The sequence below is a fragment of the Micromonospora sp. CPCC 205739 genome (assembly GCF_036906795.1).
Lineage (GTDB): Bacteria > Actinomycetota > Actinomycetes > Mycobacteriales > Micromonosporaceae > Micromonospora.
This window is the reverse complement of the sequence record NZ_JBAKHS010000002.1, coordinates 432,600-444,861: the sequence shown is the minus strand read 5'-3', so window position 1 is coordinate 444,861 and position 12,262 is coordinate 432,600. Positions and strand designations below refer to the sequence as shown.

Below are 12,262 nucleotides of genomic sequence, written 5' to 3'. Positions count from 1 at the left end.
CGGTCAGGGTCGCCAGCCGGTCTGCGCCGCCCACTGCTCGGCCCGCAGGCACTCCTCGTCGAACCACGGATCCTTGGCCGTCGCGTACGCGCCGCTGTCCGGCGCCGAGGCCACCAGCTCCCGCTTCAGCATCAGGTAGGCGGCCCGCTGGTCCGGGTCGGCGCGCAGGTGGTCCCGCATCAGCAGGGCGTACCGCCAGCCGGGCGAGCCGGCCACCCGCAGGTGGAGATGGACCGGACGCCCCGGGTCGGCGCTGCCGTGCAACCGCTTCTCCCAGCGCCCGTCACCGGCCGGACGGGGGTTGTCCCACCACTCGCCCGGCAGCCGCGGGAAACCGGCCCGGGCGAGCCGGTCGGCGAGCGGACCGTCCGCCTCCGCCAGCGACGGCACGGTGAGCTGGACGTCGATCACGTCCTTCGCGGCGACACCGGGCACCGCGGTCGAGCCGATGTGGTCGACGCGCAGGTCCGTCGGGGCGACCGCGTGCCGGATCCGGCCGGCCAGCCGGGCGTACTGCTGGGGCCAGGTCGGGTCCGGCTCGGTCAGCTCGACGCGCTCCGGGTGGACCGCCCGCCGCTCGCGGACGTTGCGCTCGTAGGGCAGCAGCCGGTCCCGCCAGAGGGCGTCCACGGCCGCCTGCAGCTCATCGAGGGACCCGTCGTTGGTGAGCACCACGTCGGCCGCCGCGCGCCGCCGGGCGTCGTCGGCCTGCGCGGCGATCCGCCGCTCCGCCTCCGCGCGGGGCATGCCCCGGTCGCGTTCCAGTCGCTCCAGCCGGGTGGCCACGGCCGTCTGCACGACGACCACCAGGTGGTACGTCGGCGCGAGCCCCACCTCGACCAGCAGCGGTACGTCGTTGACCACCACCGCGTCCGCAGGTGCCGCGGCGGCCAGCTCGGCGGTGCGCGCCCGCACCCGCGGGTGGGTGATCGCCTCCAGCCGGCGGCGGGCCGCCTCGTCCCCGAAGACCACCGCGCCCAGCGCCGCCCGGTCCAGCGCGCCCCCGGCGTCGAGCACCCGGTCGCCGAAGGCGGCGACGACCTCTCCCAGCCCCTCGGTGCCCGGGGCGACCACCTCGCGGGCGACCAGGTCGGCGTCGATGACCACCGCGCCCCGCTCGGCCAGCCGGGCCGAGACGGCGCTCTTGCCGGAGCCGATCCCTCCGGTCAGTCCCACCATCAGCACCGGACCAGTCAACCGGATCACGGTCCACAGCACCAAACCGCGTCGGGCGGGCGACGGCGGTGTCCACCCCCTTTGCGGCGGTTGGGGGTGTCCGGGGCTCGGGACACCCCCAACCGCCGCAAACGGGGTGGATCAAGCCACCCGCGCGGCCGCGGCCGGCCCACGGAGAGGCCCCGAGACGCGCGAAGGCCCCGCCCCCGCGACCCGGTGGTGTACCGGATCGCGGGAACGGGGCCCGTCGTCGTCAGTGACGGCTCCAGGTCGCTGCGCGGCGTCAGCCGCGTCGAGCTGGAGTTGTCACCGGGTCACTTGCCGCCGGCGAGCTTCTCCCGCAGAGCGGCGAGCGCCTCGTCGGTGGCCAGGGTGCCGGCCGGCTCCTCGGCCTGACGGCTCGGGGCCGTGCTGGTCGTGGTGGTGGTGCCACCGGTCGACACGGCCGGAGCCGGGTTGGCAGCGGCCTCGGCGTCGGCGGCCCGAGAGGTCTGCACCTGCTTGGTGTGGGCCTCCCAGCGCTGACGCGCCTCGGCGTACTGGTTCTCCCAGGTCTCGCGCTGCTTGTCGTACCCCTCGAGCCACTCGCCCGTCTCCGGGTCGAAGCCCTCCGGGTAGATGTAGTTGCCCTCGGCGTCGTACGTCGCGGCCATGCCGTAGAGGGTCGGGTCGAAGTGCTCCTCGCCCTCGACGAAGCCCTCGTTGGCCTGCTTGAGCGACAGCGAGATCCGGCGGCGCTCCAGGTCGATGTCGATAACCTTGACCATGACCTCGGAGCCGACCTGCACGACCTGCTCCGGGATCTCCACGTGGCGCTCGGCCAGCTCGGAGATGTGGACCAGGCCCTCGATGCCGTCGTCCACCCGGACGAAGGCGCCGAACGGCACCAGCTTGGTGACCTTACCCGGCACGATCTGCTGGATCGCGTGGGTGCGGGCGAACTGCCGCCACGGGTCCTCCTGGGTCGCCTTCAGCGACAGCGAGACCCGCTCGCGGTCCAGGTCGACGTCCAGGACCTCGACCTCGACCTCCTGGCCCACCTCGACGACCTCGGACGGGTGGTCGATGTGCTTCCAGGAGAGCTCGGAGACGTGCACCAGGCCGTCCACGCCGCCCAGGTCGACGAACGCGCCGAAGTTGACGATCGAAGAGACGACGCCCTTGCGGACCTGGCCCTTCTGCAGCTTGTTGAGGAACTCGGTGCGCACCTCGGACTGCGTCTGCTCCAGCCAGGCCCGGCGGGACAGGACCACGTTGTTGCGGTTCTTGTCCAGCTCGATGATCTTGGCCTCGAGCTCACGGCCGACGTACGGCTGCAGGTCGCGCACCCGCCGCATCTCGACCAGGGAGGCGGGCAGGAAGCCGCGCAGCCCGATGTCGAGGATGAGGCCACCCTTGACCACCTCGATGACCGAACCGCGGACGACGCCGTCCTCGTCCTTGATCTTCTCGATCGTGCCCCAGGCCCGCTCGTACTGCGCCCGCTTCTTGGAGAGGATCAGACGACCCTCCTTGTCCTCCTTCTGGAGGACCAGGGCCTCGATGTGGTCACCGACCGAAACGACCTCGGCGGGGTCCACGTCGTGCTTGATCGACAACTCCCGAGAGGGAATGACGCCCTCGGTCTTGTAGCCGATGTCGAGCAGGACCTCGTCCCGATCGACCTTGACGACGGTGCCTTCGACAATGTCGCCGTCGTTGAAGTACTTGATGGTCTCGTCGATCGCGGCGAGGAAAGCCTCCTCGGAACCGAGATCGTCGTGGGTGACCCGGGTGGCGCTCGAGGGGGCCTCGATGCTGCTCGTCATGTGGGCGGTTGCTCCGGTCGGATGGGTTGTCACAGCAGGCGTGGTATCGCGGTGACCATTTCGCGCCAGCGGATCCGCCTCCGGGCACACCGAACGATCGAAGTGAAGATCATTAGTGGCTCCGGTGACCGCGCACCTGCTCCCTGCCGAGGCACACGATCCGCGAGCGCATCGTCTAGCCTACCCGCTGCATTACCACAGCGTGCAAGGCCTCCCGTGTCCTCGCGACCTCGTCAGCTGCGAAACGGGAGATTTCGGTGTCAAAGCGTCTCGACTGTCTCCCTTGTCACACCCGCCCCACGGGCAGAGAAGGTAGCGCACCGCCGCGTGCGCGCGCCGACCCCGTCCCCTCGGTCCCGCGCGCCGGGCCGGTCGCCGTCGGCGGCGGCCACGGCAGGGCCTAGCGTGAGCGGGTGGACGACGACAGGGTGACCCGACGGCGGGTCGGCGACGCGGAGACCCGCCGGGCCAACCGGGGCTGGTGGGACACCGACGCCGACGACTACCAGGCCGAGCACGGCGGGTTCCTCGGCGACGTCGACTTCGTCTGGTGCCCGGAGGGCCTGCGCGAGTCCGACGCCCGCCTCCTCGGCGAGGTCGCCGGCCGCCGCGTCCTGGAGGTCGGCTGCGGTGCCGCGGCGTGCGCGCGCTGGCTGGCCACCCAGGGCGCCCGCCCGGTCGCGTTCGACCTCTCCGCCGGCATGCTGCGGCACGCCGCGCAGGCCGCCGCCACCACCGGGGTACGCGTACCGCTGGTGCAGGCCGACGCGCTGGCGCTGCCCTTCGCCGACGGGGCGTTCGACATCGCCTGCACCGCCTTCGGCGCGATCCCCTTCGTCGAGGACTCGGCCGCGCTGATGGCCGAGGTGGCCCGGGTGCTGCGCCCGGGCGGCCGGTGGGTGTTCTCGGTGACCCACCCGATGCGCTGGATCTTCCTCGACGACCCGGGCGAGGGCGGCCTCACCGCCGTGCACTCGTACTTCGACCGCTCGCCCTACGTCGAGCAGGACGAGCGCGGCGTCGCCACCTACGTCGAGCAGCACCGCACCCTGGGCGACCGGGTCCGGGAACTGGTCGGGGCGGGGTTCCGCCTGGTCGACCTGGTCGAGCCGGAGTGGCCGGAGGGACACGAGGGGATCTGGGGGCAGTGGAGCCCGCTGCGCGGCCGGCTCTTCCCCGGCACCGCCATCTTCGTCACCGAGAAACCCGCGGCATGAGCCCGTCGCACTCCTGGTGCGGGCCCTGTCCCCCGCCGCGGCGCTAGGCTCCCCCCATGAGCGCCGAGCCCATCCCGACATCACCTGGCCCCTGGTGTCCGGATCCGATGCGGCAGCAGCGTGCCGACTACACGCTGGAGGACCTGCTCGCCCTCCCGGACGACGCCCCCCGCGTCGAACTCGTCGACGGAGTAATCCAGGTGACACCCTCCCCGACCCTGGGCCATCAGGACATCTCGTTCCTGCTGCGACTGTGGCTCCACTCCCGGGTTCCGGCCCGCCTGCGCGTCGCCCAGGCGGTCGGAGTCGGGCTGAGCCCCAACACCAGCCGCCAGCCGGATGTGCTGCTGTACCGCGCCGAGGTGCCGGCCGACCGGTTCCGGCTCCGGCCCTCCGACGTCGTGCTCGCGGTGGAGATCGTCTCGCCTGGCACCCGGCGGGTCGACCGGTTCGCCAAACCGGGCGAGTACGCCGCCGCCGGCATCCCTTTCTACTGGCGCATCGAGCAGGACCCGGTGCACGTCTACGCGTACCGGATTGGCGACCGGGTCGGCCCCGGCGGCGAGCGGCAGTACGAGCTGATGGCCGACAGCGCCGAGCTGATCGAACTGACCGAGCCGTTCGAGATCAAGCTCCCGGTCGCCGAGATCACCCCATAGCCCGCGGGCGTCGTTTCGGTGCATCGACGGCGGGTACCCGGCGGGCATGGCCGAGAAGGAGTTCCAGACGGGCGACCACGTCTCCTGGGCCAGTCACAGCGGTCGGGCGTACGGCGTGGTCAAGGAGAAGATCACCGAGCGGACGCACGTGCGGGGGCGCACCGTGAACGCGTCGCCGGAGGACCCGCAGTACCGGATCCGCAACGACCACTCAGGCCGGGACGCCGCCCACCGACCGGAGGTGCTGCGCCATGAGTCGAGTTGATGACGGGCAGGACACCTACCGGGAGTTCACCGAGGCGGTGAACATGAAGCCCGGTGAGCTGTCGAGCTGGCTGCAGACCGACGAGTCCAAGCAGGTGGGCTGGCACAAGGGCGGTCGTTCCGGGGGCGGCGAGTCGGTCGGTCACGAGTCCGGCCGGAGGATCATCGATCTGCTGCGCCGTAAGCGCGGCGAACTCTCGGAGGGCGACTACAAGCACATGCGCAAGGTGGTCGGGTACGTCCGCCGGCACATGGCCCAGCGCCCCTCCGGCGACGTCCGCGACACCAAGTGGCGCTGGTCCCTGATGAACTGGGGCCACGACCCCCTCAAGGGTCCGCTTCCGCCCCCGGGCGGCCCGTCCCGGCGGGCCCTCGAACGGCACGGCACACCGCCGAAGGAGCGCCGGGGACCCGGACGCTGACTCGCGCCCCTGTGCGACGACCGGAGCCGGGCTCCCGAGGCCGCGAGGCGCTGCCCCGCGGCCCGGCGGACCCGGCCCGGCCCTGACCCGTCAGTGGTCGGCGCTGTTCCAGTCCCGCCCCTCGCCGACGGACACCTCCAGCGGCACCGACAGCGGGTACGCCGCACCCATCTCCCGGCGCACCAGCGCCTCCAGCTCCTCCCGCTCGCCCGGGGCCACCTCGAAGACCAGCTCGTCGTGCACCTGGAGCAGCATCCGGGAGCGCAGGCCGGCGTCGCGCAGCGCGGTGTCGACGTGCAACATGGCGACCTTGATGATGTCGGCGGCGGAACCCTGGATCGGGGCGTTGAGCGCCATCCGCTCGGCGATCTCCCGGCGCTGCCGGTTGTCGCTGCCCAGGTCGGGCAGGTATCGCCGGCGGCCCAGGATGGTGGAGGTGTAGCCGTCCTGCCGGGCCCGGGCGACCACCTCGTGCAGGTAGTCGCGGATCCCGCCGAAGCCGGCGAAGTAGTTCTCCATCAGCCCGCGCGACTCCTCGGCGCTGATCCCGAGCTGCTGGGAGAGGCCGAACGCGCTCAGCCCGTACGCCAGGCCGTAGTTCATCGCCTTGATCTTGCGACGCTGGTCCGCGGTGACCTCGGCGACCGGCACGGCGAAGACCGACGAGGCGGTGGCGGCGTGGAAGTCGTGGCCGGAGTTGAACGCCTCGATCAGCGCGTCGTCCGACGACAGGTGCGCCATGATCCGCATCTCGATCTGGCTGTAGTCGGCGGTGAGCAGGCACTCGTAGCCCTCCCCCACCACGAAGGCCCGGCGGATCCGCCGCCCCTCCTCCGTGCGGATGGGGATGTTCTGCAGGTTGGGCTCGGTGGACGAGAGCCGGCCGGTGGCCGCCACCGTCTGGTTGAAGGTGGTGTGGATGCGGCCGTCGTCGGAGACGGACTTGAGCAGGCCGTCCACGGTCGACTTGAGCTTGGCGACGTCGCGGTGGCGCAGCAGGTGCTCCAGCACCGGGTGCGGGTTCTGCGCGTAGAGCCACTGGAGCGCGTCGGCGTCGGTGGTGTAGCCGGTCTTGATCTTCTTGGTCTTGGGCAGGCCCAGCTCGCCGAAGAGGATCTCCTGCAGCTGCTTGGGCGAGCCGAGGTTGAACTCCCGGCCCACCGCCTCGTACGCGCCCTGCGCCGCGGCCTTCACCTCGGCCGCGAAGTGCGCCTCCAGCTCCGACAGGTACTGCGTGTCGGCGGCGATGCCGACCCGCTCCATGCCGGCGAGCACCCGCATCAGCGGCAGCTCCACCCCGGCCATCAGCCGGGCGGACTGCTCGCCGTCGCGGGACAGCTCGGCGTCGATCGCGTCGGCCAGGTCGAGGGTGGCCCGGGCCTGGAGCATGAGGTTCTGCTCAGCCTCGCCGTCGTTGCCCAGCCCGTCGAGGGTGAGCTGACCGGTCTCCGGGGCGTCGACCCGCAGCTCGCGGTGCAGGTACCGCAGGGCCAGGTCGGTCAGGTCGTAGGAGCGCTGGTCGGGGCGGGCCAGGTAGGCGGCGATCTGGGTGTCGCGGGCGATGCCCTCCAGCGACCAGCCGTGCGCGCCCAGCGCGAGCACCGCGGGCTTGCTGTCGTGCAAAACCTTGGGGCGCGCGGCGTCGGCCAGCCAGCCGCCCAGCGCCGCCTCGTCGGCCGGCTCCAGCCGGGCCGGGTCGCACCAGGCGGCCGCCCCGCCGGCGGTGGCCAGCGCGAGGCCGGTCACCGAGGCGGTGTGCCGGCGGTTGGGGCCGGTGTCGAGCTTGACCGCCAGCCCCACCGGGGTGCCGGCCGGGGCGTGCGTCTCCAGCCAGCCGGCCAGCGCCCCCGGCTCGGTCAGCACCTCGCCGGCCAGGTCGAACCCGGCCTCGGCCTCCGGCTCGACGGCCTCCAGGTACTGGTAGAGCCGGTCGCGCAGGATGCGGAACTGGAGGGTGTCGAAGACCTGGTGCACGGCCTCCCGGTCCCAGCCCTGCCAACGGGCGTCCTCGGGACGGACCGGCAGCTCCAGGTCGGAGACCAGGCAGTTGATCTCGTAGTTGCGGATCACGTCGGCCAGCCGCTCGCGCAGGCTGTCGCCGGCCTTGCCCTTGATCTCGTCGGCCCGGGCGATGACGCCCTCGACCCCGCCGTAGGTGTTGATCCACTTGGCCGCGGTCTTCGGGCCGACGCCCGGGATGCCGGGCAGGTTGTCGCTGGTCTCACCGACCAGGGCGGCCAGGTCGCGGTAGCGCTGCGGAGCGACGCCGTACTTCGCCTCGATCGCCGCCGGGTCCATCCGGGCCAGGTCGGAGACGCCCTTGCGCGGGTAGAGCACGGTGATCTGGTTACCGACGAGCTGGAACGCGTCCCGGTCACCGGTGCTGATCAGCACCGACATGCCCTGGTCCCGGGCCTGGCAGGCGAGGGTGGCGATGACGTCGTCGGCCTCGTAGCCCTCCTTCTCCACCACCGGGATGCGCAGCGCCGCCAGCACCTCCTTGACCAGGCTGACCTGGCCCTTGAAGTCCGACGGGGTCTCGCTGCGGCCGGCCTTGTACTCCGCGTACTTGTCGGTGCGGAAGGAGCGGCGGGAGACGTCGAAGGCGACGACGATGTGGGTGGGCTGCTCGTCGCGGAGCACGTTGATCAGCATCGAGGTGAAGCCGTAGACCGCGTTGGTCGGCTGCCCGGTCGTGGTGGAGAAGTTTTCCACCGGCAGAGCGAAGAAGGCCCGGTATGCCAGGGAGTGTCCGTCGACGAGGAGCAGGCGCGGCGTCGTAGCTGTCACGGCAGCGACTCTAGTCCGTACCGCCGACAACCCCCGCCGGCGGCACCGCGCCGTCGGCGAAAACCGACATCCGGGCGAACGCCGGACGGCCGCCCGCCCCGCGAGGGGACGGACGGCCGCCGACGGTACGACGCCTCAGGCGACGCCGAGGTACGCCTCCTTGACCGCCGGGTCGGTGAGCAGGTCCTGACCGGACCCCTCCTTCACGATCCGGCCGGTCTCCAGCACGTAACCCCGGTGGGCCCGGGAGAGCGCCTGCTGCGCGTTCTGCTCCACCAGCAGGATCGTGGTGCCCTGCTGGTTGATCTCCGTGATGATGTCGAAGATCTGCCGGATGACCATCGGGGCCAGGCCCATCGACGGCTCGTCGAGCAGCAGCAGCTTCGGCCGGCTCATCAGCGCCCGGCCGACGGCGAGCATCTGCTGCTCGCCGCCGGAGAGCGTGCCGCCGGCCTGCTTGCGCCGTTCGGCCAACCGCGGGAAGAGGGTCAGCACCCGGTCCAGGTCGGCGGCGATGCCGGCGGAGTCCCGCCGGGTGTACGCCCCCATGTCCAGGTTCTCCATCACGGTCATGCCGGGGAAGATCTGCCGGCCCTCGGGGGACTGGCACAGCCCCCGGACCACCCGCAGGTCGGCCCGGAGCTTGCTGATGTCCTCACCGTTGAAGGTGATCCGGCCGCCGGCGAGCGCCCGGGTCCCGGAGATGGCCCGCATGGTGGTGGTCTTGCCGGCGCCGTTCGCGCCGATCAGGGCCACCACCTCGCCCTCGTTGACGGTCAGGCTGATGCCGTGCAGGGCCTCGATGCGCCCGTACGACACCGTCACGTTGTCGAGCTCAAGCAGCGTCATCGGCGGACTCCCCCAGGTATGCGGCGATCACCTTCGGGTTCCGACTGACCTCGGCGGGCGCCCCTTCGGCGATCTTGCGGCCGAACTCCAGCACCACGATCCGGTCGGTGACGCCCATGACCAGGCGCATGTCGTGCTCGATGAGCAGCACGGTCAGCCCCTTGTCGCGGATCTTCCGGATCAGAGTGAGCAGCTCTTCCTTCTCGGCCGGGTTGAAGCCGGCGGCCGGCTCGTCCAGGCAGATCAGCTTCGGCTCGGTGGCCAGCGCCCGGGCGATCTCCAGTCGACGCTGGTACCCGTACGGCAGGTTGCGTGCCGCGTCGTTGGCCCGGTCGGCGATGCCGACGAAGCGCAGCAGCTCCAGCGCCTTGGCCTCGGCGGCCCGCTCCTCCAGGATGTGCCGCGACAACCCGAAGGTCTTCGCGCACGCCCGGCGCACCTGCTGCCAGGTCCGGACGATCCCGGACTCGGCGGTGACCTGCGGCAGCTCCTCCGGCTTGGGCCGGACCCGGTAGAGCCGGAACAGCGCCCCCGGCACGCTGGTCTTGTGCCGGGAGTCCGTCCCGACGATGACGTTCTCCAGCGCGGTCATCTCCGGGAAGAGCCGGATGTTCTGGAACGTCCGGGAGATGCCCATCCTGCTGATCTGGTGGGGCTTGCGGCCGGTGACCCGCTCACCGCGGAACCGGACCGCCCCGGAGGTCGGCTTGTACACCCCGGTCATCACGTTGAAGCTGGTGGTCTTGCCCGCGCCGTTCGGCCCGATCAGTCCCAGGATCTCACCCTCGTGGATCTGAAAATTGATCTTGTCGAGGGCGACCACGCCGCCGAACCGCAGCGTGACGTCGTCCACCTCGAGCAGCACAGGGCGAGGCCCCGGCTGGGTCGGGATCTTCGGCGCCACGGTGCCGGTGGTCTCGTCAGACATGAGCGGGCGCCTCCTCTGCTTCCGCCGCGCGATCCTTCAGTTCCCGGGTCCGCCGTCGGCTGGGGATCAGGCCCTGCGGACGCAGGATCATGACCAGCACCATGGCCAGACCGAAGGCCAGCCAACGGTAGTCGGCGATTTCCCGGAACCGCTCGGGCAGGTAGGCGAGCAGCACCGCTCCGAGCGACACTCCCACCATGTTCCCCGAGCCGCCGACCACGACCATGGCGACGAAGAGGATCGACAGGTTCACGTTGAACTGGGTCGGGTCGATGAACGCGTTACGGCTGGCGAAGAGGAACCCGGACAGGCCGCCGAGCGCCGCGCCGATGGCGAACGCCCAGAGCTTGAACTTGAACGGGTAGACCCCCATCACCGCGGCGGCGTCCTCGTCCTCGCGCACGGCGAGCCAGGCCCGGCCGACCCGGCTGTGCTCCAGCCGGCGCACGGCGAAGACCATCAACAGCACCGCCGTGATGGCCAGCCAGTACCAGGGCTTCGCGTCGATCAGGCCGAAGACCTGGTTTTCCGCCGACGGCGGACCCTCCGGCCCCGGGATCGCGGAGATGCCCTGCGGACCGTTGGTCAGGCCGTTGGAGTTGCGGGCGACGATTCGGATGATCTCGCCGAAGCCCAGCGTCACGATCGCCAGGTAGTCACCGCGCAGCCGCAGCGTCGGCCAGCCCAGCAGCACGCCGGAGATCAGCGTGAGGACGATCGCGATGAACAGGCAGATCGCCCACGTCACCGCCCAGGTCTCCGGCAGGTCGAACTCCCGCTGGATCCACTTCACCACCGGCGAGTTGACCGAGCCGAAGAGCGCGACACTGTACGCCCCGATGGCGAAGAAGCCGATGTAGCCGAGGTCCAGCAGGCCGGCCAGGCCGACCACCACGTTCAGACCGATCGCGACCAGCACGTAGATGGCGCAGACGAAGAGCACGCCGGCCCAGTTGTTGCCACCGGCGATCGAGTCGGTCCGCAGCCAGGTCAGGCCGGGGATACCGAGCAGCGGCAGGTAGTACAGGAACGCCACCAGGGCCAGGAGCGCCAGGCCCCGCTGCCACTTCGGCAGCGCCCTGAATCGGTCACCGACGGAGGTCAGCAGGCTGACCCGACGGCGATCTGCGGTCCGGATCTTGTCGATCATGCGCGGGCCCTCCCGAGCGACTCACCCAACAGGCCGGTCGGGCGGAACATCAGCACCACGATCAGCACTACGAAGGCGATGACGTCCTCCCAGTTGGAGGCGAAGAGCGTGGCGCCGTAGACCTCGACGATGCCGAGGAACAGACCACCCACCAGCGCACCCCGCAGGTTGCCGATACCGCCGAGGACCGCGGCCGTGAACGCCTTGAGGCCGAGCACGAAGCCGATGCTGTTCTGCGTGAAGCCGAAGCGCATGCTCCACAGCAGCGCGGCCGCGCCGGCCATGATGCCGCCCAGCACGAAGATCAGCATGATCACGCGCTCCTGGTTGACGCCCATCAGCGCGGCCGTCTCCGGGTTCTGCGCCACCGCCCGCACGCCCCGGCCGTACCGGGTGCGGTTGATGAACCAGTCCAGCAGCGCCATCATCACCACGGCCGAGACGAACACGATCACCTGGATGTTGGTGATCGACGTGCCGCCGATCTGGAACAGGGTCTCCTGGTTGATGATCGTCGGCATGCCGACGATCTGCCGGGCCCGGCCGAACAGCGACGGCAGCGCGCCGCCGGCCACGTCGGGCAGGAGCAGGCCGAAGACCTCGACCAGCACCAGGGAGAGGCCGATCGCGGTGATCAGGAAGATCAGCGGCGGCGCGTTCTTGCGCCGCAGCGGACGGTAGGCGATCCGCTCGATCGCCAGGGCCGTGCCGCCCGAGGCGACCGCCGCGGCGATCAGGCCGAGCACCAGGAAGAGGATGGCCTGGCCGGCCGGGGGGTTATTTTCCACGCCGAAGGCGGTCCACACGCCCAGCACCGCGAAGGTGCCGACCATGAAGACCTCGGAGTGGGCGAAGTTGATCAGACGCAGCACGCCGTAGACGAGGGTGTAGCCCAGGGCGATCAGGGCGTAGATCGCCCCCTTGGACAACCCGTCGACGGTGTGCTGGCCGAGGTGGCCGAAGAGTTCGTCGAAATTCACCGGGGTCTCCTTGCATCGA

General features: G+C 71.0%; 11 protein-coding genes. 4 read left to right on the top strand and 7 right to left on the bottom strand.

Translation table 11 applies throughout. The features are described 5' to 3' along the window. Positions 1-3: 3 nt before the first annotated feature. Together coaE and rpsA are read right to left on the bottom strand one after the other, a co-directional pair. The gene (gene coaE, locus V6U88_RS05980) at positions 4-1,185 is read right to left on the bottom strand and encodes a dephospho-CoA kinase (RefSeq protein WP_334450626.1); all 1,182 of its coding nucleotides are present in this window, start codon (positions 1,183-1,185) and stop codon (positions 4-6) included. A gap of 305 nt (positions 1,186-1,490) precedes the next feature. Further along, entirely contained in the window at positions 1,491-2,984 is a 1,494-nt protein-coding gene (rpsA, locus tag V6U88_RS05975; protein WP_334450540.1) for a 30S ribosomal protein S1, read from the bottom strand. A 413-nt stretch (positions 2,985-3,397) separates the two neighbouring features. Here rpsA and V6U88_RS05970 point away from each other — a divergent pair, with 413 nt between their 5' ends. The 4 genes from V6U88_RS05970 to V6U88_RS05955 all read left to right on the top strand — a co-directional run bounded on the left by V6U88_RS05970 (position 3,398) and on the right by V6U88_RS05955 (position 5,546). After that, the gene (locus V6U88_RS05970; RefSeq protein ID WP_334450538.1) at positions 3,398-4,201 is read left to right on the top strand and encodes a class I SAM-dependent methyltransferase; all 804 of its coding nucleotides are present in this window, start codon (positions 3,398-3,400) and stop codon (positions 4,199-4,201) included. Between the two features lie 107 nt (positions 4,202-4,308). Beyond that, on the top strand, positions 4,309-4,860 hold the full coding sequence (locus tag V6U88_RS05965; protein ID WP_334450537.1) for a Uma2 family endonuclease: 552 nt from the start codon (positions 4,309-4,311) through the stop codon (positions 4,858-4,860). Positions 4,861-4,906: 46 nt separating this feature from the next. Continuing rightward, entirely contained in the window at positions 4,907-5,125 is a 219-nt protein-coding gene (locus tag V6U88_RS05960) for a DUF2945 domain-containing protein (RefSeq protein ID WP_334450535.1), read from the top strand. Then, positions 5,112-5,546, top strand: a complete 435-nt coding sequence (locus V6U88_RS05955) for a DUF3140 domain-containing protein (protein WP_334450534.1) — start codon at positions 5,112-5,114, stop codon at positions 5,544-5,546. The genes V6U88_RS05960 and V6U88_RS05955 overlap by 14 nt, the downstream gene beginning before the upstream one ends. 90 nt (positions 5,547-5,636) lie before the next feature. Here V6U88_RS05955 and polA read toward each other — a convergent pair whose 3' ends face one another. From polA to V6U88_RS05930, 5 genes are all read right to left on the bottom strand, one after another. Then, positions 5,637-8,336, bottom strand: a complete 2,700-nt coding sequence (polA, locus tag V6U88_RS05950; RefSeq protein WP_334450532.1) for a DNA polymerase I — start codon at positions 8,334-8,336, stop codon at positions 5,637-5,639. A gap of 135 nt (positions 8,337-8,471) precedes the next feature. Next, positions 8,472-9,185 carry an ABC transporter ATP-binding protein gene (locus tag V6U88_RS05945; protein WP_334450530.1) on the bottom strand — a complete coding sequence of 238 codons (714 nt, stop codon included), beginning with the start codon at positions 9,183-9,185 and terminating at the stop codon, positions 8,472-8,474. Further along, positions 9,172-10,113 (bottom strand): ABC transporter ATP-binding protein, encoded by a 942-nt coding sequence (locus V6U88_RS05940; protein WP_334450528.1) that lies wholly within the window; start codon positions 10,111-10,113, stop codon positions 9,172-9,174. Before V6U88_RS05940 ends, V6U88_RS05945 begins: the two co-directional genes overlap by 14 nt. Beyond that, complete coding sequence (locus tag V6U88_RS05935) at positions 10,106-11,263, bottom strand: branched-chain amino acid ABC transporter permease (RefSeq protein ID WP_334450526.1); 1,158 nt, start codon at positions 11,261-11,263, stop codon at positions 10,106-10,108. Before V6U88_RS05935 ends, V6U88_RS05940 begins: the two co-directional genes overlap by 8 nt. Beyond that, entirely contained in the window at positions 11,260-12,243 is a 984-nt protein-coding gene (locus tag V6U88_RS05930) for a branched-chain amino acid ABC transporter permease (protein WP_334450524.1), read from the bottom strand. Before V6U88_RS05930 ends, V6U88_RS05935 begins: the two co-directional genes overlap by 4 nt. Positions 12,244-12,262: the final 19 nt, after the last annotated feature.